At 69.4% G+C, this 20,703-nt stretch carries 16 protein-coding genes and 1 tRNA gene; 8 read left to right on the forward strand and 9 right to left on the reverse strand.

The genetic code is table 11. The features are described from left to right. The first annotated feature begins 85 nt into the window (after positions 1-85). The gene (locus FXO18_RS11875) at positions 86-766 is read left to right on the forward strand and encodes an ABC transporter ATP-binding protein (protein WP_149361356.1); all 681 of its coding nucleotides are present in this window, start codon (positions 86-88) and stop codon (positions 764-766) included. Beyond that, on the forward strand, positions 763-2,061 hold the full coding sequence (locus tag FXO18_RS11880) for an FtsX-like permease family protein (protein WP_149361357.1): 1,299 nt from the start codon (positions 763-765) through the stop codon (positions 2,059-2,061). The genes FXO18_RS11875 and FXO18_RS11880 overlap by 4 nt, the downstream gene beginning before the upstream one ends. On the opposite strand, the gene FXO18_RS11885 is transcribed toward FXO18_RS11880, so the two are convergent. The 8 genes from FXO18_RS11885 to FXO18_RS11920 form a co-directional block, all read right to left on the reverse strand. Beyond that, a complete protein-coding gene (locus FXO18_RS11885) occupies positions 2,058-4,976 on the reverse strand; it encodes a tetratricopeptide repeat protein (protein ID WP_235900664.1) in 2,919 nt (972 codons plus the stop codon). The genes FXO18_RS11880 and FXO18_RS11885 overlap by 4 nt on opposite strands. 4 nt (positions 4,977-4,980) lie before the next feature. Beyond that, positions 4,981-5,970, reverse strand: a complete 990-nt coding sequence (locus FXO18_RS11890; protein WP_149361359.1) for a hypothetical protein — start codon at positions 5,968-5,970, stop codon at positions 4,981-4,983. 17 nt (positions 5,971-5,987) lie between these two features. Continuing rightward, positions 5,988-7,406 carry an adenylate/guanylate cyclase domain-containing protein gene (locus tag FXO18_RS11895; protein WP_149361360.1) on the reverse strand — a complete coding sequence of 473 codons (1,419 nt, stop codon included), beginning with the start codon at positions 7,404-7,406 and terminating at the stop codon, positions 5,988-5,990. A 34-nt stretch (positions 7,407-7,440) separates the two neighbouring features. Then, positions 7,441-8,052 carry a TetR/AcrR family transcriptional regulator gene (locus FXO18_RS11900; protein ID WP_149361361.1) on the reverse strand — a complete coding sequence of 204 codons (612 nt, stop codon included), beginning with the start codon at positions 8,050-8,052 and terminating at the stop codon, positions 7,441-7,443. An 89-nt stretch (positions 8,053-8,141) separates the two neighbouring features. Continuing rightward, positions 8,142-9,719: a serine/threonine-protein kinase gene (locus FXO18_RS11905; RefSeq protein WP_235900641.1), complete on the reverse strand. Its 1,578-nt coding sequence runs from the start codon at positions 9,717-9,719 to the stop codon at positions 8,142-8,144. 403 nt (positions 9,720-10,122) lie between these two features. Beyond that, a tRNA-Val gene (locus FXO18_RS11910) sits at positions 10,123-10,197 on the reverse strand. A 74-nt stretch (positions 10,198-10,271) separates the two neighbouring features. After that, complete coding sequence (locus FXO18_RS11915; protein WP_235900665.1) at positions 10,272-10,730, reverse strand: peroxiredoxin; 459 nt, start codon at positions 10,728-10,730, stop codon at positions 10,272-10,274. A gap of 134 nt (positions 10,731-10,864) precedes the next feature. After that, positions 10,865-11,254, reverse strand: coding sequence for a DUF3052 domain-containing protein (locus tag FXO18_RS11920; protein WP_235900666.1), 390 nt, complete (start codon positions 11,252-11,254; stop codon positions 10,865-10,867). Positions 11,255-11,690: 436 nt separating this feature from the next. Here FXO18_RS11920 and aceE point away from each other — a divergent pair, with 436 nt between their 5' ends. The 6 genes from aceE to FXO18_RS11950 all read left to right on the forward strand — a co-directional run bounded on the left by aceE (position 11,691) and on the right by FXO18_RS11950 (position 20,014). After that, on the forward strand, positions 11,691-14,486 hold the full coding sequence (gene aceE, locus FXO18_RS11925; RefSeq protein WP_149361364.1) for a pyruvate dehydrogenase (acetyl-transferring), homodimeric type: 2,796 nt from the start codon (positions 11,691-11,693) through the stop codon (positions 14,484-14,486). After that, complete coding sequence (locus tag FXO18_RS11930; RefSeq protein ID WP_149361365.1) at positions 14,483-15,727, forward strand: PucR family transcriptional regulator; 1,245 nt, start codon at positions 14,483-14,485, stop codon at positions 15,725-15,727. Before aceE ends, FXO18_RS11930 begins: the two co-directional genes overlap by 4 nt. A 143-nt stretch (positions 15,728-15,870) precedes the next feature. Further along, positions 15,871-16,803 (forward strand): ACP S-malonyltransferase, encoded by a 933-nt coding sequence (locus FXO18_RS11935; RefSeq protein ID WP_149361366.1) that lies wholly within the window; start codon positions 15,871-15,873, stop codon positions 16,801-16,803. Between the two features lie 55 nt (positions 16,804-16,858). Continuing rightward, entirely contained in the window at positions 16,859-17,158 is a 300-nt protein-coding gene (gene acpM / locus FXO18_RS11940; RefSeq protein WP_149361367.1) for a meromycolate extension acyl carrier protein AcpM, read from the forward strand. 2 nt (positions 17,159-17,160) lie between these two features. After that, complete coding sequence (locus FXO18_RS11945; protein ID WP_149361368.1) at positions 17,161-18,429, forward strand: KasA/KasB family beta-ketoacyl-ACP synthase; 1,269 nt, start codon at positions 17,161-17,163, stop codon at positions 18,427-18,429. A 133-nt stretch (positions 18,430-18,562) separates the two neighbouring features. Beyond that, positions 18,563-20,014: an acyl-CoA carboxylase subunit beta gene (locus FXO18_RS11950; protein WP_149361369.1), complete on the forward strand. Its 1,452-nt coding sequence runs from the start codon at positions 18,563-18,565 to the stop codon at positions 20,012-20,014. Here FXO18_RS11950 and FXO18_RS11955 read toward each other — a convergent pair whose 3' ends face one another. Beyond that, complete coding sequence (locus FXO18_RS11955; protein ID WP_149361721.1) at positions 20,015-20,518, reverse strand: DUF3145 domain-containing protein; 504 nt, start codon at positions 20,516-20,518, stop codon at positions 20,015-20,017. Between the last annotated feature and the right edge of the window lie 185 nt (positions 20,519-20,703).

Raw genomic sequence — 20,703 nt, forward strand, 5'->3', positions numbered from 1 at the left:
TCCTACCCAGGCATGACGCGGGCCGCGGCGAGGATCGGACCGTGGCCCGACGCTTCTGCCCGCCCGCCACGGCACCGTGGAGAGCATGACACACTCCCCGGTCCTCAGCGGGCGTGGCCTCACCAAGCGCTACGGCCCCCACACAGTCCTCCATGACGCCAGCATCGACGTCGAGCCACAAGGCACCCTCGCCATCATGGGCCCCTCCGGCTCCGGAAAGTCCACCCTGCTGCACCTGCTCAGCGGGATCGTGCAGCCTGATGCGGGCGAGGTCCTCCTCGAGGGAACCGACATCAGCGCGCTGCGCGAATCCGCGCGGACCGCGCTGCGGCGGCGCGCGTTCGGCTTCGTCTTCCAGTCCGGGCAACTGCTGCCCGAGCTGCCCGCGATCGAGAATGTCGCGCTGCCCCTCATCCTCGACGGCATGAGCGTGCGTGCCGCACGGGATCGGGCCGCCACGTTGTTCGATCCGCTCGGCATCGCCGGGCTGGAGGAACGCCGTCCCGGCGAGATGTCCGGCGGGCAGGCCCAGCGCGTCGCGATCGCGCGCGCGATGGTGGCCCGGCCGACGGTGCTGTTCGCCGACGAGCCCACCGGCGCTCTCGATGCACGTACCTCCCAGGACGTGATGGGCATCCTTGTGGAGGCCAGCCGCCATCTCGGGACCGCGCTGGTCGTGGTGACCCATGACCCGCAGGTGGCTGGCTATTGCCAGCGCGTGGTGCACATGCACGATGGTCGGCTGGCCCAGCGGAGCGCGTCATGAGCGCCACGACGATCCTGCGGGTGACCCGGATGACGGCGCGCGCCGAGGGACCACGGCTGCTCGTGCCCCTGGCACTGCCGATCCTCGCGTTCGCCGCCGCTACGGCGCTGGCGCTGACCGTGATCGGCGGGCATGGCGCGTTCGCTGGCCGCGATGACCGACCCGATGCAGAGTTCTATCTGACGCTCGCCTCGATCGCGAGCATCCTCGTGGTGATCCCGTGCGTCACTCTCGGGCTTGCCGCCGCTCGTCTGGGCGCCCGCAAGCGTGACGCGCGCCTGGCGTCGATGCGACTCGCTGGCGCCACCCCGGGCGATGCGGCGGGCATGGCGATGGCGGAGGCGTCGATCGCGGGACTGCTCGGGGCGCTGCTGGGCGCGGGCATCAACGCGGCACTGCTGCCCGTCGTCGCGCTGCTGCCGTTCCAGGGCGAGCCTTTCTCCATCGGCGAGCTGTGGGTGGGGCCGTGGATCCTGCTGGCGAGCATCCTCGGTGTTCCCGTGCTCGCGGCAGCCACTTCGCTGCTGGGGCTCCGGAGCATCGCGATCACCCCGCTCGGCGTCGCGCAGCGGCACGCGCCCCCTCCGCGCGGGCTCATCCTGCTGGTCGTGAGCGGTGGCGGACTGCTGCTGTGGACCCAGGCGAGCCCGGCAGCAGCAGGGATCACTGGCCTGCTCATCGCGCTCGCGATCACCTTCGCGATGCTCAACGTCGTCGGTCCGCGCATCGTCGCGCTCGTGGGGCGGGCCATGCTCGCGCGGGCTGGCGATGCCGCGTCCTTGATCGCGGCGCGCCGTGTGCTCGACGCCCCAGCCCAGGCGTGGCGCACTGTCAGCGGCGTGGCCGTGGCCAGCTTCGTCGCCGCCGGGACCGCCCTGCTCACCGCGATAGGCAGCGGCAACGGCGAGGAGCAACTGATGAGCGACTTGCGGCTAGGCGTGGCGTTCACCCTGGTCGCGACGTTCGCGCTCGCCGCGATCTCCACCGCGCTCACCCAGGCCGCAGCGATCCTCGAGCATCGCGAGCTGTATGTGTCGCTGCATCATGCGGGCACGCCGGTCGCGGTGATGCAGGCGGCGCGCTCGCGGCAGGCGCGCGGGCCGGTGCTGGTGCTGTCGGTGGTCTCCGCGGGCGCTGCGCTGGCTTTCCTGTTCCCCATCACGGGTGCCGTGGTCCTGCTCGATCCGTTGGCGCTCGGCCAGGTGGTGATGCTGCTCGCGCTCGGCAATGCCATCGTCATCGGGGGCGTGCTCGCCACCCGGCCCCTGCTGCGCAGGGTAGTGACCGCCGACTAGGCGCGGCGGGCGGAAAGCTCCCGCGCCCACCTCGCCCGTCCCTTGCGCGCACGCGCGACCCGTGGGTGATCGCTTCCCAGCACGCGCTCGAGAACAGGGATGAGCTCCTCGTAGTCCCGGAGCGCGGCGGCCGCATCACCGTTGCGGCCCTTGATCCAGGCTAGGTTCGCGCGCGTGGTCAGGGTGGCAGGATGCTCGGCCCCCAGCACTCTCTCGCGATCCGCGAGCAGTTGCCCGAATTCGCGCAGGGAGCGCTGGATCTCGCCGAGCTTTCCGTGCGACAGCGCGAGATTGTTGCGCGCGGACAAGGTATCGGGGTGGTCCGCGCCGAGGACGCGCTGCTGGAGCGGGATGAGGTCCTCGAGCTCCTTGATCGCGCCGTGCAGCTCTCCAGCATCTGCCTTGGCGAGGGCGAGGGTGGCGCGGGCAGCAAGCGTATCGGGGTGATCCGCCCCGAGGTGCTGCGACCGGCCCTCGGCGAGCGCGATCAGGGCGCCCAGGGCACCATGCTGGTCCCCCGAGCGGAGCCGCCAGGACGCGAGCGAATGCAGGGTCTCCAGCACGTCCGGGTGGGCGGGGCCCAGGACTCGCCGCTGGTCGCGGAGCACCTGGTCGGCCTCAGCGCTCGCTGCGGCATGGTCGCCGGAGGCGGCGCTCATCGTGGCGATGCGGAACCGGGTGGCGAGGGTGGCTCGATGGTCGTGGCCGAGCACGCGCTGCTGGTCCCGCAGGGTAGACCGTGCCTCGTCGGGTGTCGCGGCGGTCGCGGCCATGCTGGCGAGGTAGTGGCTGAGGTGGTCGCGCATGGCGACGGTGGTCGGGTGAGTAGGACCGTGCAGCCGTTCGAGCATGGGAAGCACGGCGGCGAACTCGGCGGTGGCGGCCCGGTGCTGGCCGGATTTGCCCAGCCAGACGGCGACGTTGTTGCGGGTGGCGATCGTATCGGGATGCTCGGCGCCGAGGAGTAGCTCGCGATCGGCGGCGAGCGCGGTGAAGTCCTCGGCGGCGCCCGCGGGGTCCCCCGCGATGCCCCGCGCACCGGCGGCGTTGCCACGCAGCGACAGCACCACCGGATGGCCGGGACTGAGGATTCCGGTGGCGATGGTGCTCCAGCGGGCCCATCGGGCATGGTTGTCCGCGGCGTGCGAGTTGCCCGCTGCGGTGGCGAGCAGCGCGAGTGCCTGCCCGGGGAGGCCGCCGTGGAAGCAGTGGAAGGGAAGCACCAGCCGCTCGTGGACGGCAAGGGCCGCGGCAGGAGCAGCGCTGGCGGCAGCTCCGAGGTGCTCGACCGCGTCCACGATTGCTCGGTGCGCCACCGCCATCGCTGTGCCCGCGGGATCCACGACCGAGCGGAGCGCTCGGGCAGGTACGTGCTGCCGGAGGCCAACGGTCTCCTCGCTGGTGCCCGGCGCGGCGCGTTCCACGAGGGGGCCGGCCAAGGCGAGGACCTCTCCGGCGAAGGCCCGGGCATCGGGGAGGCCGCGCTCGGACAGGGCGCCCTCGATGGCCGACCGCGGCAGGATCGGGGCCGCGCCCGTGGCACAGAGCAGAGCGAGCACGAAGCGCGCGGCCTCCGGGGCGCGGCTGGCGGCCATGATGTCCCGGGCCTGGCGCGCGACCGCCTCATCGGGCTGCTCCGCTTGCGCTCCGGTCGGCGCGCCCTGCCAGCCGGCATCGCCGAGCAGGCTGATGCGCAGGCCTGCTGAGAGCGACGGCAGCGCGGCCAGGTCAATGGTGTCGCGGATGCTCGCGATGATCCGTAGCCGCGCGAGCGCGCCGTCGCGCCGGCCGAGCAGCGTGCCGATGGCGTCGTCGAGGCGCTTCAACTCCGGCGGGGGCAACTGGTCGATCCCGTCGAGGATGACGAGGATGGGGCGCTGCCAGGCCGTGGTGCACCCTGCGAGCGGATTCTCCAGGAGCCGCTCGGTGGCCATTGCGGGCACCGTCCCGTTGATAGGGCGCGGCTCGAGGCCGGGGATGCGCGCGCGCAGCTGGGTCGCGATCTCGGCGGCGATCTCCTCGACGGAGTGCCAGGCGTGGATGAGCACGATCGCGGCGACGTGGCGCGGGCTGCAATGATCGATCGAGGCGACCTGGTCGGGCCTGGTGAGGGCGGCGAGGACGGTGGACTTGCCGCATCCGGGGGCGCCCGTGATGGTGACGAGCCGGTGGTCGCGCGCCTCGATAGCGGATTCGGCGGCACGCTGCTGCGCCGGGGCGAGCATGATTCCCGCGAGCCGCGCATCGATCAGGCTCGCCCGCGCGGATCCAGCCGTGGCGTCGTGCGCGCGGGCCTGGTTGGGGAGGATCCACAGCGCAGGATCGTCGGTGTCCCCCGGCGGTCCCTGATGGGTGGCCGGGCGGATGTCGCGGGCGGTGATGCGCGAGCCCACGGAGGCGATGCCTGCCGCAGCGATCCGGGCGACCTCGGCAGCCAGTCCGTCGCCCGCTACCACCTCGACACGCCCGGTTCCCGGCGCACCAGCCCCGAGCGTTCCCGTCCAGGCTGGCGGCAGCATGATCGGGACATCGAGCAGCAGGATCAGTCCGTCGATGCCCCGATAGTGCTCGCGCAGCTCCCGCACGCATGCGCCCAGGTCCAGGCCGTCGGGACCGAGCAGCACGGTGGTGCCCTCTGCCGTCGCGACGTCGCTGACGATCCCGAGCAGCAAGGTCGTGCCCTCGCTGTGCGCGGCGGCGAACGCGCGCTCGATCAGAGCATGCGCGCCCGCCTCCGCTGGGTCGAGCGCGATTCCGTCCGGCGCTCCGGTGCCCTGCCAGCCTCCAGTGCCGACGAGCGCGCGGTGCAGTGCGAGCGCGCGGCCCGGCACGCCGGGATCGATGCCGCCTGCCATGCCCAGGACCAGCGCGTGCCGCGTGCCTCTCGCTGCTCGCGCCGCGGGATCGCCGACCATCACGTCATGCGAGCATCCGGCGCACGCGCTCGGATTCGACGAAGTCACGGAACTGGCGGCGCACGAAGCTCTCGAGCATGCCATTCTCCTGGACGATCCCCAGCACGCGCGGGGCGAACCGGAGTGCTTCCTCGATCATGTCCTCCCGGCTCACGCCCAGTTCCTCGAGGAGGTCAGCGAGGGAGTAATGGGAGTACTTCTGGAAGAACACGGCGACGCCCTCCTCCACGGCGGCGCGCAGCGCGCGGGTGCCGCGCATGTCGTTCCAGATCTCGAAGCCGAGGACGAGCAGGTCCTCGAGCTCCTGTGCGGTGAGGGACGATCCGATGTGCGCCTCGAGGAGCTCGGCGGTGGAGGCGCCCGCTGCGGGACGGGGAATGGCAAGGTCAGGGGTTTCCGCGGCATCGAGGATCCCGGCCACGATGCGTTCCACGGCCCCCCGTACCGCGCGGTCGACGTGCGCGGGGGCCGCTGGGGCGACCCGGTTGCCCAGCGCGCTGGTCAGGCGCACCAGCATGCCGAGTCCCGGGGTGCTCGCCATCAGGTCGCGGTTGCGGTTGACCGATTCCACGGCGGCCCGGTACAGGAACCAAGCGACCGAGCCGCGGACCGCGGGGCTGTGGTAGACGAGGTCGATAATGCGGTGGAATGCCGGCATCGCGAGGAACTTCTCCGCGGCCACAGCGACATCGCGGCCATCGTGATCGTGCAGCAGCCGCTCGTGGATGCGGCCAGCGATGTCACCGGCGAGCTCCGGGATCGCTCCCTCGATGCGCCACTCGAGCGCGTACTTGATCGCGGCCCCACTGACCTGCTGCGGCGTCACCACCTCGCCGAGGGTCAACTGCTTCGCGGCCGCGAGGGCATGCCCGACCTCCACGTGCACCAGCTCGGCGAGCGTATCGCCACGGAGCTTGTCGCTGACGAATTCCGTCAGCGCGTCCAGGAGTTCCTCGGGGTCGCCGCTTGCATTGCTCGGCTGTTTTCTCGCCACGGACCTGACAATAGTGCCTAGGAGCGCGTACGCGTGGGCGCCACGGGCCAGGCAAGCCGCGTGAGCTTGCTGCGGCCGCGCAGTTCCACGAGGTCGCCGCTCTCCCAGAGTGCCTGCTCCGCCTCGGAGGCGAAGCCCACCGATGTGGCTGATGCCAGGACATGGCCGGGATGCTTCTTCGCGAGCTCGGTCAGCCGGGCCGCCTCGTTGACCGGGTCGCCGATGACGGTGTACTCGAACCGCTCGGCCGCCCCGACGTTGCCCGCGGTGACGGTCCCGGCCGACACACCGATCCCTACCTGGATTTCTGGCATGTCGGCGAGCGCTTCCACGAGCTCGCGCGCGGTGGCGAGGGCCTGCGTCACGGCCTCCACCTGGAACACGGGAGCACCGAACACGATGAGCGCCTCGTCGCCGACGAACTTGTTGACGAATCCCCGGTTCCGGTCAACGACCCGGATCACGATGTCGAAGAATCGGTTGAGCAACGCAACGACCTCGCCCGGCCGCATCGTCGAAGCCGCGCGGGTGGACCCCACCAGGTCGACGAACATCACGGCCACGAAGCGCGTCTCCGCACGCAGCTCGGTGCCATGCTCGAGCGCCTGCCGGGCTACGTCCTGGCCCACGTGCTGCCCGAAGAGCGCCTGCGATGCTTCCGACCGGACGGACTCGTCGATCAGCTCGCCCACCGCGGACTGCAGCGCGCCAGCCTCGGTCACCGAGTCCACCACGGGCCGGTAGCGGCCCCGGATGGCGTCGCGGATAGCGGCGAGGGTGGCGGCGGATCGTCCGCCGAGCCACAGCGACGATGCCACGATCACGGCAACGCCAAGAAGGGTGGCTGCCTGGGCCGCACCGCTGGAGGCGCCACTACTAGCGAGGGCACCGGCGAGCAGCAGCACGGGAACAGCGGGGACGGTCACGACCCGCGCGGTCCATATCCGCTCCGCCCATGCCCGCGACGCCGCGACAGCACCCACAGCGGCTTGATCGAACTCGCGCAGCAATGCTGGCCGCAGCCACCACGCCGCGATCCCATGGTTGATGCCTGCCGCTAGCCAGGCGACCGAGCCGGCGATCCACCACGTCGCCAGGCCGCCCGCTGCCGCGCCAGCGGACACGGCTTGCTCCAGGACAACGATGCCGCCCCAGATCGAGCCGCAGCCAAGCGCGATGAACACCGCCGCCGCCAAGGCCTGCCGCAGGTCCGCGTCGGTGGGCGCGACGCTGGAGCGTGACCACGCTTGCACGTACCGGTCCACGCGGAGCACGATCACCGCGGCACCGAGCACCGCCACGGCAACGATGCCCCACTGCTCGGCGAGGCTGCCCGCACCGTCGTCGACAAGCCATGCGCTCGCCCACCACCAGGCGACCACGAACGAGTTTCCCAGCAGCAGCACGGCCAGCAACGCGGCTCGCGAGGACCTCATGCGTCGTTCCCGTGGCACCACGCGGCGACGGCGATCACGGCTTCTCGCCCCGGCCGTCCTCCAGCGCCCCGAGGACGATCTGCGCGAGGCGGACCATTCGATCAACGGCCACGTCCTGGCCATGGGTCGGCGCGATGGCGTGAGCCACAGCAAGCCGGGCGATGGAATCCGCCAGGATCACCGCGTCGTCCTCGCACACCGTGGGGGTCAGCTCGCGGATCAGGCTCGACAGCCTATCCACCGTGCGCTCGTTGACCTGGCGAAGCAGCTCCGTCAGGCCCGAACGGTCCCCGCCGCCCGAGAGGACGGTGCGGATCAACGGCTCGTCGGCCATGTCGAGGAACATGATCAGCGCAGCCCGGAATCCCTCCTCCAGGGTGGAGGATGTTCGCACGAGGGTCGAGACGGAATCGAGCACCTGGTCCAGGCGATGCAGGATATAGGCCTCTGCCAGCGACTGCCGCGAACCGAACTCGTTGTACACCGTCTGGCGGCTGATCCCGACGGTCTTGGCCACTCGGTCGATCGTCGTCGCGGCCCAGCCGTCATGGCGGACCAGCTCGTCCACCGCGGTGAGAACGGACTCGCGCAGCAGCGACCGGGCAGCCTGCGCGTACGAGGAACGCGAGCGCGGCCTTCCGATCATCACAATCCTCCACAGGTACTTCGAACGGGCATGGCAAGCCTACCGGTGCGCGGCATCACCCGTCGCCGATCCTGGGGCCAGCGCGGCTGCTAGCGCGTATCGCTGTCGATCAGCAACCGGCCACCGGCCTCGACGACCCGTACCTCGAGATTGCGGCTCTGGCCGTCGTAGTCCAGGCCATTGACCCGCAGATCGACCGATCCGTCCGGATTGTTGGCGAGCTTGTAGGCCTCGATGCGGCCAAAGCTCTGCACGACGCGCGAGGACCAGTACTCCTCGAAGCCGGCGGCGTCGCCATATACCTGCTGCGCGGCCGGGGTGAGCAAGGACCACGAGCCCGCCGGATTGCTGTAGAACTGCGCCACGACATCGCCCGCCGCGCCCCACGCGACGTTTCCGCCCGAGCTTGGTGTCTGCTCCAGGCTGGGCGCTGCCGATTCGGAAGTCTCTCCCGCGCCGCCGCCCAGGCCGTTGCCGGACATCGTGACGATGCCATACACCAGGCCGAGCACCATCAGCAGCACGATCACGACCGCACCCGTGAACACCACGGGTCGCGAGCCCGGTTCGCGAGCAGGCACCGGCCTGGCGTCCGTCACGTACGGGGCAACAGCGGTGGCCCGGCCGTCGCGCTGCGGCGCGGCATCAGGCTGGTAGGGGCGTGCCTGCACGGTTTTCGCGCGTGCCGGGCGGGACGGCGCTGGTGCCGGTTGCGCGGGGGGCGCGAGCTGGGTGGTCGCCGACCGTGCCGCTAGCGCGCCCGCTGGAACACTCGCGCGGACAGCGTCGATCAGCCCACGGCGCAGGCCCGGCTGGGAGGCTGCAGCACCGCGCGCGCCCGTGCCCTCCGCCACGCCCGCGAGCTCTGCCCGGGCCTCGCGCAAGGACGGTCGCTCCGCTGGATCCGAGGCCAGCATCCGCTGCAGCAGGATTGTCGCCTCGCCCGCGCGCTTGGGCGCGCCCATCTCCCCGCTCGCCGCCTTGTACAGCACGGCCAAGGGGTTCTGGTCCCGCCCATACGGTGGCTCGCCCTCGAGGGCGTGGAACAAGGTGGCGCCCAGCCCGAACACATCGGAGGCCGGTGTCGGCTCGGCGCCGCGCGCGATCTCCGGCGGCAGGTACGCCACCGTGCCCGAGACCAGGCCCGTCGCTGTCAGTGTCACGTCACCGGCCGCTTTCGAGATGCCAAAATCGGTGATCTTCACGACCCCGGCATCATTGATCAGTACATTGCCCGGCTTCACGTCGCGGTGGACGATCCCGGCATTGTGGGCCGAGATCAACGCCGACGCCACCTGCCGACCGATCCGCGCCACCTGCGGCAAGGGCACCGTGCCCTGCGCGGATAGCACCTCGGCGAGACTGCGCGACTGGAAGTACTCCATCACCAGGCACGGGTTTCCCTCATGATCTGCGATGTCGAAGACCACGATGGCGTTCGGGTGCTGGAAGCGGGCAGCGTTGCGGGCCTCCCGCATCGCGCGCTGGCGCAGCACCTCCCGCTCGCTCTCGGGCAAGCCCGGCTGCACGAGGATCTCCTTGACCGCCACCGGGCGCTCGAGGCGCTCATCGATCGCGCGCCAGACCACGCCCGCGCCGCCGCTGCCAATGCGCTCGACGAGGCGATAGTTCTTCGCGATCAACTCCCCGGCCTTGATGACAATCACTCCGAACTGTGCGTCTTGAGGTCCTGATGGCCCGCACCGGAATAGCGCGGGCCCAAAGGCTCGGGAGCCGGTCCTGGTCCCGTGCCTGGCGCGTCGCGGCACCTGGCAAGCAGCCGACAGTGTCCGAAACGCGCACTGTAGAGAGTACCGCCGCTACCACGGGATGCCGTTAGGACACGAGTCACACCGCGCAGGCTCGCGACACGCCCGTCCGACCAAGGGGGCAATGGGCCAAGGATCGTGCGGCGGCGCCAGGAACTGCTGGTGATTGTCCTGTTCTGGGCAACGTGTCGCGGCGTGTCGCGCAACGTTCGCCAGCAGATCCGCCGAACAGGCCAGCGGCACTGGAGCTCCCCCGCCCAATAGGCCAGGATTCATGCTCGCCGCTGAGTTGCGGTTCTCATGGTGGGCGCAGAGGGATTTGAACCCCCGACCACTGCTGTGTAAGAGCAGCGCTCTACCGCTGAGCTATACGCCCCGATGCCGCGACCACTTTACACTGGCGCGCGGAGCAGTCCTAGTCGGCGCCGGAGGGGCAAGCGGGGGCGAGCGCTATCGCTGGCTGGCGAGCGCCTCGATCGCAGCTTGCCATTGCAGCTGGTCGCGCGGCTTCCCGGGCGGCCCGATCTCGGCATAGCGGATGATGCCGCCGCGATCGATGAGAAAGGTGCCACGGTCTGGCGTGCCGTTCTTCTCGTTGAGCACCCCGTAGCGCGCGGCAATCTCGCCGTGGGGCCAGAAGTCGGCGAGGATCGGGAAGAGGTAGCCCTGCTCCGCGGACCAGATCTTGTGCACTGGTGGCGCGCTGACGGAGATCGTGAGGATCTCGGTGGTGTCGTTGCGGAAGGTATCGATGTTGTCCCGGATCTGCCCTAGCTCGCCCTGGCAGGTGCCGGTGTAGGCGAGCGGGAAGAAGACGAGGAGAACGTCCTTGCTGCCCCGGTAGTCGGCGAGGCTGACGCGCTGGTTGTTCTGGTCGCGCAGGGTGAAGCCGGGGGCGACGTCCCCGATGGCGGGAGGGGTGCGGCTCGTGTCCTCCGCAAGGCCTCCGCCATCATGGGGCCGGTCGCCGCCGGGCTTCGTTCCACCGGCCCGATGACCCGCGGGTGTGGTGCTGGCGTCGCCCGAGCTGGGTGAGCTGGGGCTCATTGCCGCTTTCCGGCCTTGGCGCGGGGCTGCTCGAGGCGGGCTCCGGTCCAGGCTCCGAGGTTGACGGTGGAGGTCTGGGTGAGCCCGGCCGTGGGCGCGGACTCAGCGATCTCGCTGGGCTCGACGTATCCAGGGGTGCCGGTCTTGGGAGTGAGGACCCAGATGGCCCCGTCCTCGGAGAGCGGGCTGATGGCGTCCACGAGCTCGTCGATGAGGTCTCCGTCGCCGTCGCGCCACCAGAGGATGACGATGTCGATGACCTCGTCGGTGTCCTCGTCCAGGAGCGTATCGCCGCAGGCTTCCTCGACTGAGTCGCGGACCTCCTCGCTGGCATCGTCGTCCCAGCCGATCTCCTGGACGATCATTCCCTGGGTGATGCCCAGCATTTGTGCGTAGTTCCGAGTGTCCGTCCCGGCCACGTTCGTGTGTCCTCCTGCTTCTGTGCCTGGGTGTGATGATCCCGAGATCATTGTGCGGTGCGGGGGCTGGTTTGTCAGCAGCGCACTGTGCTTGCTGTCCTGCTTCCCGCTGTTGCTGTTCCCGCTGCGGCGTGCGGCGCGGATTGTCTCGCGCTGGCTCTGTCCTGGCGGGGCGTGCCGGGGGGATGGTGTCCGTGCACCTGCTTCACGGGGGCCACCCTACCGGTTTGGTAGTGGTGCTGTCGCCGTTTGCGGTGCGGGCGGGCCGCTGGGCGCGCGACGGGAGCGACTGAGCGCGACGTTTTGGCTGTGGCCCTGCACTGGTGGTGCTCGCGAAAGTAATGTGGGTCATAGGCTGGGTCGTGCTGCGGACCGCGGTGCGGCACGGGTGTCCACGAGGTACATGCCCACAAGGAGTGATCGAGTGCCTGAGCAGTCATCGAGCGATGGAGTGTCGCGGGATCGTGATCGCGTGCGGGTGATCCGCGAGGGGATCGCATCGTACTTGCCGGATATCGATCCGGAGGAAACGTCGGAGTGGCTGGAGTCCTTCGATGGGATGCTGGAGCATTCGTCGCCGGAACGGGCCAGGTACTTGCTGCTGCGGCTGCTCGAGCGGGCGAACCAGCGGCGTGTCGCGGTCCCGGCGCTGACATCGACCGATTACGTGAACACGATTCCGACGGAGCGGGAGCCGTGGTTCCCGGGCGACGAGGACGTGGAGCGCCGCTACCGCGCATGGATCCGCTGGAACGCGGCGATCATGGTGCACCGGGCGCAGCGGCCGGGCGTGGGCGTCGGCGGGCACATCTCGACGTATGCGTCGTCGGCCGCGCTGTACGAGGTCGGGTTCAATCACTTCTTCCGGGGCAAGGATCATACGGGCGGCGGCGACCAGATCTTCATCCAGGGGCACGCGTCGCCGGGGATCTATGCGCGCGCGTTCCTCGAGGGCCGGCTGACGCCCGAGCAGCTCGATGGATTCCGGCAGGAGCATAGCCACCGCGGCGAGGGCGGCGGCCTGCCGTCCTATCCGCATCCGCGGCTGATGCCGGACTTCTGGGAGTTCCCGACGGTATCGATGGGCCTCGGCCCGATGAACGCGATCTATCAGGCGCGCTTCAACCACTACCTGCGCGACCGGGGCATCAAGGACACCTCGGACCAGCACGTGTGGGCGTTCCTCGGCGACGGCGAGATGGATGAGCCGGAGTCGCGCGGGCTGGTGCATGTGGCGGCGATGGAGGGCCTCGACAACCTGACGTTCGTGGTCAACTGCAACCTCCAAAGGCTCGATGGCCCGGTGCGGGGCAACGGCAAGATCATCCAGGAGCTCGAGTCGTTCTTCCGCGGCGCGGGCTGGCATGTGATCAAGGTGATCTGGGGCCGCGAGTGGGATCGGTTGTTCTACGCGGACAAGGACGGGGCGCTGGTGAACCTGATGAACACCACCCCGGACGGCGATTTCCAGACGTACAAGGCCAACGATGGCGGGCATGTGCGGGAGCACTTCTTCGGCCGCGATCCGCGCACCAAGGAGCTGGTGGAGGATCTGTCGGATGCGGAGATCTGGAACCTCAAGCGCGGCGGCCATGACTATCGCAAGGTGTACGCGGCGTACCGGGCGGCGACCGAGCACAAGGGCCAGCCGACGGTGATCCTCGCGCACACGATCAAGGGCTACGCGCTCGGCGAGCATTTCGAGGCGCGCAATGCCACCCACCAGATGAAGAAGCTCGCGCTCGAGGACCTGAAGCACTTCCGCGATACGCAGCGCATCCCGATCAGCGACGAGCAGCTCGAGGAGGATCCATACCTGCCGCCGTACTACCACCCCGGCGAGGACGCCCCGGAGATCCAGTACCTGCTCGACCGGCGGCGGCAGCTCGGCGGGTTCCTGCCGCGACGGCGCACCGGGGCGCGGGCGCTCGAGCTGCCCGGCGACAAGCCCTATGCGTCGATCCGCAAGGGGTCGGGCAAGCAGGACGTGGCCACGACGATGGCGGTCGTGCGGTTGTTCAAGGAGCTGCTGCGCGATGACAACATCGGCAAGCGGATCGTGCCGATCATCCCGGACGAGGCGCGCACCTTCGGCATGGACTCGTGGTTCCCGACCCTGAAGATCTACAACCGGCACGGGCAGCTCTACACCTCGGTGGATGCGGACCTGATGCTGGCCTACAAGGAGTCCCAGACGGGGCAGATCCTGCACGAGGGCATCAACGAGGCGGGCTCGGCGGGCTCGTTCATCGCTGCGGGGACCTCCTACTCCACGCATGACGAGCCGATGATCCCGGTATACATCTTCTACTCGATGTTCGGCTTCCAGCGCACCGGTGACAGCTTCTGGGCAGCGGCCGACCAGATGACGCGCGGATTCCTGCTCGGCGCCACCGCGGGCCGCACGACGCTGACGGGCGAGGGCCTGCAGCACGCCGACGGGCATTCGCACACGCTCGCCTCGACCAACCCGGCCGTGGTGGCCTACGATCCCGCGTTCGCGTTCGAGATCGCGCACATCGTCAAGGACGGCCTGCGCCGCATGTTCGGCCCCGAGCCGGAGAACATCTACTACTACATCACGCTGTACAACGAGCCGTTCGTGCAGCCCGCCGAGCCCGAGGGGCTCGATGTGGATGCGCTGCTGCGGGGGATGCACTGCTACTCCCCCGCTTCGGGCGAGGGCAAGCGGGCGAGCATCCTCGCCTCGGGGGTGTCGGTCCCGTGGGCGCTGCGCGCGCAGGAGATCCTCGCGAGCGAGTGGGACGTGGCGGCGCACGTGTGGTCGGTGACGTCCTGGAACGAGCTGCGGCGCGACGGCCGCCGGTGCGAGGATGCAGCGCTGCGGGATCCGGGCACACCCAAGAAGGAGGCCTTCGTGACGGCCGCGCTGCGGGACTCGCAGGGGCCGTTCGTGGGCGTCTCGGACTTCGAGAGCGCGGTGCCGGATCAGATCCGCACCTGGGTCCCGGGCCACTATGTGACGCTCGGGGCTGATGGATTCGGCTTCTCCGATACCCGGCCTGCCGCCCGGCGCTTCTTCAACATCGATGCCGAGTCGATCGTGGTGGGGGTGCTGCTCGCGCTCGCCGAGAACGGCGATCTCGACCGGGAACGCGCGGTCGAGGCCGCGCGCCATTACCGGATCCACGATGTGGCCGCCGCTCCGGAGCAGACGACCGATCCTGGGGTGGCATGACGAGCACGCCACGGCCCCCGCGCGTGCCGAGCGCGGAGAACCCGCTCTCCGATGCGCTGCTGCGACGCCTGAAGCAATACTCTGGCCGGCTCTCCACCGAGGCGGTCAAGTCGATGCAGGAGCAGCTGGACTTCTTCGCCGATCTCGATGCCGAGCAGCGATCGACCGTGCACCTGCTGGTGCAGAACGCGGTTTCGAACTTCGTGGACTGGATGAAGGACCCGAACCGCGACATCTGGAAGACGGTGGACTCCTTCCGCGTGGTGCCCAACGATCTGGCGCGCGGGGTGACGCTGCGGCAGACGGTGGAGATGGTGCGGGTGGCCATGGAGTTCTTCGAGAACTACCTGTCCCGGATCACCCGCAATGACCAGCAGTTGCAGGCGCTGACCGTGGCGGTCCTGCGCTACCGCGTGGAGGTCGGTTTCGCGGCCGCTGCGGTGTATGCCACGGCGGCGGAGTCGCGCGGCGCCTGGGATACCCGGCTCGAGGCCCTCGTGGTCGATGCGGTGGTGCGCGGGGACTCCGACTCCTCGATGCTCTCGCGGGCCGCGACGCTGAACTGGGAGGCGAATGCCCCGGCGACGGTGATTGTAGGTACCCCACCACCGGACAGCGGGGTCTCGGCGGTCTCGACGGTGCATGCGGCGGCCCAGAAGCACGGTCGCTCGGCGCTGTCGGTGGTGCAGGGCGCGACCCTGGTGGCGATCATCAATGGCGAGGTCCCGGCGCGCGGCGAGTTCATCTCGGACCTGCTCGCGGCCTTCTCGGATAGCCATGTCGTGGTGGGTCCGACGGCCCCCTCGCTGGCGGCGGCGCACACGAGCTGGCGCGAGGCCAACACGGCTCTGCTCGCGGCACCTGGGTGGCGGCTAGCGCCCCGCCCGGCGCTCGCGTCGGACTTGCTCCCCGAGCGTGCCCTGCTGGGCGATGCCCATGCTGTGCGGGCGCTCAACACGCAGATCGTGACCCCTCTGGCCAAGGCGGCGAACTCGCTGAGCGAGACGCTGGATGTGTACCTCGAGGCCGGTGGCGCGGTGGAGGCGTGCGCGCGGGCTTTGTTCGTTCATCCCAATACGGTGCGGTACCGGCTGAAGAAGATCGCCGAGATCACGGGGCTCGAGCCGAACAATCCACGGGATGCCTATGTACTGCGAGTGGCCGAATCCGTGGGTCGCTTGATGCGCTCTGATGCCGAACCGTTACTCCAGTTCCCAGACATCACTTCAGTAACATTGTGAAAAACTTCTCTGTAACATTCCCGGCGGTGCTGGCGATGACTGGGCCGATCGGGGCGGTTTGTAGGGTTCCTACAAACTATTGCCTCAAGGTTGGTGCTTAAAAACACCTGAGAAACGGGCCCCAAGGGTGTTCCCTGGAACACGTGATAGCACTACTCGCCCCAGGACAAGGCTCCCAGAAGCCAGGCATGCTCGCGCCATGGCTCGAGCTGCCCTCGGTGCATGACCGGGTAGCCCAGTGGTCCAAGGCCGCTGGGCTCGATCTCGTGCGCCTCGGCACCGTCGCCGAGGCCGACGAGATCACTGACACCGCCGTCACCCAGCCACTGGTAGTCGCTTCAGCCCTGATCGCGTTCGAGGAGATCGCCCAGCGCGGCCTGCTCGGCAAGCACCCCGAGCTCGGCGGCATCGTCGCCGGCCACTCCGTGGGGGAGCTCGCTGCCGCCGCGATCGCCGGGATCATCTCCAGCGACGATGCTGTCGCACTGGCTGCCCTGCGTGGCCGCGAGATGGCCAAGGCGTGCGCGGCCGTCGAGACGGGGATGACCGCGGTCCTCGGTGGGGCCGAGGAGGACGTCCTCGCCCGCCTCGCCGAGCTCGGATTGACCCCGGCCAACCGCAATGCCCCCGGGCAGATCGTCGCGGCCGGGCCCATGGAGGCGCTCGCCCAGCTCGCGGAGAACCCTCCCGAGCGCGCCAAGGTCCGCCCCCTCGCCGTCGCGGGAGCGTTCCACACCGAGTTCATGGCACCTGCCCAGGACGCGGTGGCCGAGGCGGCGGCGGACATCCCCACCGAGGATCCGCGCCGGACCCTGCTGTCCAACGCTGACGGCCAGCCCGTGCGGTCGGGAAGCGAAGCGCTCGACCGGATCGTCGCCCAGATCACGCGCCCCGTGCGCTGGGACCTGTGCAGCGACACGATCCGGGACAGCGGCGCAGCAGGCCTGGCCGAGCTGGCCCCGGCGGGCACGCTCGCCGGGATCGCGAAGCGCACCATGCGCGGCGTGCCCCAGCTCGCTATCAACACCCCCCAGGACCTCGACGAGCTCGAAGCCCGCTTCGCGCTCGTCGACTGACAACTCAATATCGCCAACCCCAACAAGCAGAAACATGAGAAGGGAGCCATATTCCATGGCCGCAACCCAGGAAGATATCGTCACCGGACTTGCCTCGATCATCGAAGAGGTCACCGGCATCGAGCCATCCGAGGTGACGATCGAGAAGTCCTTCGTTGACGACCTTGATATCGACTCCCTGTCGATGGTGGAGATCGCCGTGCAGACCGAGGACAAGTACGGCATCAAGATCCCCGATGAGGACCTCGCCTCGCTGCGCACCGTCGGCGACGCCGTCTCCTACATCCAGAAGCTCGAGGCCGAAGGCGTCGAAGGCGTCAACACCGATGCCCTCAAGGGTGCGAGCGAGAACTGACAGTGACTGATTCCGCTACTACGTCCACAAGCACCGGGTCCACCAGCTCCCGGCCTTCCGTTGTCGTCACCGGCATCGCCGCGACCACATCGCTGGCCGGCGATATCGATGGCACCTGGAAGAGCCTGCTCGCGGGCGAGAGCGGCATCGAGTCGCTCACCGATCCCTGGGTCGAGAAACTCGGCATGCCAGTAACGATCGGTGGGCGGCTCAAGGTCCGGCCCGAGGAGTCCCTGACCAAGGTGCAGGTGCGCCGCATGGACTTCGTCGAGCAGCTCGCGCTCGTCCAGGGGCGCAACGCCTGGGCGCACGCGGGCAGCCCGGAGGTCGACAAGGAGCGCCTAGCAGTCGTCCTCGGCACTGGCATCGGTGGCTACGACACACTGGTCAACTCGCACGTCGCCATGCTGGAGGGAGGAGCCCGCAAGGTCTCCCCCATGGCGGTGCCGATGATGATGCCGAACGGGCCTGCCGCGACCATTGCTCTCGAGTACGGCGCCCAGGCTGGCGTCCACACCCCCGTGTCCGCCTGCGCATCCGGCAGCGAGGCCATCGCGCAGGCCTGGCGGATGATCCGCGACGGCGAGGCCGATGTCGTCATCACTGGCGGCGTCGAGTCCCAGCTCCAGCCGATGGCGATCGCCGGGTTCGCGATGATGCGGGCCATGAGCACGCGCAACGATGATCCCAAGGGCGCGTCCCGTCCGTTCGACAAGGATCGGGACGGGTTCGTGTTCGGCGAGGCAGGCGCGGTCCTGATCCTCGAGCGCGAGGACTTCGCTCGCGCTCGCGGCGCGACCATCCTCGCGCGCGTCCTCGGCGCGGGCATCACCTCGGACGGGTTCCACATCGTGGCGCCCGAGCCCGAGGGAACCGGTGCGGCCCGGGCCATGCGCAAGGCCATGAAGCTTGCCGGCGTGGAAGCCAGCGATGTGAGCCACGTCAATGCCCACGCCACCGCCACGTCCGTCGGCGACCTGGCCGAGGCACGCGCGATCAACTCCGCCATCGGCAACCACGCAGCCGTCTACGCGGCGAAATCAGCTCTCGGCCACTCCATCGGAGCGGTCGGTGCGCTCGAATCGATCCTGACGATCCTGGCGGTGCGGGACGGCGTGATCCCTCCGACCCTCAACCTCGACAACCAGGATCCCGATATCGATCTCGACGTCGTCTCGGGCAAGCCCCGCTACGGGCAGTTCGACGTCGCCGTCAAGAACTCGTTCGGCTTCGGCGGGCACAACGTCTCGATCGTGTTTGGCCGCGCCTAGGCGCGGGCATGCACCCGGACGTTCGCTGCCAACGACGTCAGCGAACAGCACGAGCAGCATCACGTAACACATCTCGAGACAGAACAGACATAACTAACGAAGCAGTTCGACCGGACTGGGATTTGGAGGAGCGATGACCGTCTTGGCGCCGAGGACCACACGGGATACCACACCCGACCCGCGCGACCCGATGGGCCGCTTGCAGCGATTCTTCGATCCCGGTTCGATCACCCTCCTCCACGCCCGGGACAACTCCGGCGTGCTCGCGGCAGCTGGCCGCGTCGACGGGGTGCGCACCATCGCCTTCTGCACCGACGGCACCATCATGGGTGGCGCCATGGGCGTGGATGGCTGCGCGCACATCGTCAACGCGATCAACACCGCCCTCGAGGAGGAAGTGCCCATCGTCGGGCTCTGGCACTCCGGCGGCGCGCGACTGGCCGAGGGCGTCGAGGCGCTGCACGCCGTGGGCCTGATGTTCGAGGCCATGGTGCGCGCCTCCGGTGTCATCCCCCAGATCTCCGTGGTGCTGGGATTCGCTGCCGGTGGCGCTGCCTACGGGCCCGCGCTGACCGACGTGGTCATCATGGCGCCCGAGAGCCGCGTCTTCGTCACCGGCCCCGATGTCGTTCGCTCGGTGACCGGCGAGCAGGTCGACATGGACGCCCTCGGCGGCCCCGCCACCCACACCCGCAAGTCGGGTGTCGCGCACATCGCCGCGGCCGACGAGATGGACGCGATGCACCAGGCCCGCAGCCTCGTCTCGCTGCTCGCCGACCAGGGCGAGATGGACCTCGACGCCGCGCGCCGGGGCGATTCCGACCTGCGCGCCCTGCTGCCCGAGTCGAACCGCCGCGCCTATGACATCCACCCCATCGTGCGCCAGCTCCTCGACCAGGTCGATACCGGCGACGGCCAGCAGATGTCGAGCTTCATCGAGCTCCAGGCCAAGTGGGCGCCCAACGTCGTCGTGGGCTTCGGTCGCCTCGGTGGCCGCACCGTCGGCGTCCTCGCCAACAACCCGCTGCGCCTTGGCGGCTGCCTCAACTCCGAGAGCGCCGAGAAGGCTGCCCGCTTCGTGCGCATCTGCGACGAGTTCGGCGTGCCTCTCGTCGTGCTCGTCGATGTCCCGGGCTACCTGCCCGGCGTGAGCCAGGAGTGGGAGGGCGTGGTCCGCCGCGGAGCCAAGCTCCTGCACGCGTTCGCCGATGCCTCCGTGCCGCGCGTGACCCTCGTCCTGCGCAAGGCCTACGGTGGCGCCTACATCGCCATGAACTCCCGCGCTCTCGGCGCGACGAAGGTATTCGCCTGGCCGGGCGGCGAGGTCGCCGTCATGGGCGCCAAGGCCGCCGTGGGCATCCTGCACAAGCGTGCCCTTGCTGCCGCTGGGACCGAGGCCGAGCGCGAGGCCCTGCACCAGCGCCTCGTCGAGGAGCACGAGGCCATCACCGGCGGTGTCGGCCGGGCCATGGATATCGGTGTCGTGGACGAGCAGATCGATCCTTCGGTGACGCGCAGCCGCATCGCGCAGGCCATCTCGGAGACCCCGATCAAGCGGGGCCGCCACAAGAACATCCCGTTGTGATCAACCAACGCGGCGACTGATCCAGGTCACCTCGGCGCCGTCGCCGGCGAACCGGAAGGGCTCGAGCTCGTCGTCCCAGTCGGTGCCCATCGCTTCATCGAGCGCGGCCGCTAGATCGTGGGCACGCTCCGCCATGATGGCGCGCAGGCGCATCTCGCCGATGACCGTGTCACCGTTGGCGCTCATCGTGCCGCGCCAGAGTCCCAGCGCAGGGGTGTGGCAGAAGCGCTCGCCATCGATGCCCTCGCTGGCATCCTCGGTGACCTCGAACCGCAGGTCCTCCCACACGGCCAGGGACCGTGCCAGTCGCGCGCCGGTGCCCACGGGACCAACCCAGTTGATCGTCGCGCACAGCTCACCGCCCGCGGCTGGTTGTGCCGACCAGCGCACGCGCGAGCGGCAGCCCAGGGTCGCCGCGATCGCCCAGTCCACATGCGGGCACAAGGCGGACGGCGACGAATGGACATGTATAACGCCCGTAGTCGCATCGGTGGCCTGCATCATTGCCGACACTCAAAACACCTCCGGTATCTGGAACAGACGAGAAACGTCTTCCCCAAACGGCTCTCGCGCCAGTATCCGGTGGCATGCTCAACGGCTCGGGCCCCGATGATGGCGGGCCGGGCCGAAGATCGGACCGCGCGTCGGCGCGGCCACAGCAACCTCGCTCCGGCCAGCCCGTGAATCAG

The sequence above is a fragment of the Lolliginicoccus suaedae genome, from assembly GCF_008312885.1.
In the GTDB taxonomy this organism is placed as follows: domain Bacteria; phylum Actinomycetota; class Actinomycetes; order Mycobacteriales; family Mycobacteriaceae; genus Lolliginicoccus; species Lolliginicoccus suaedae.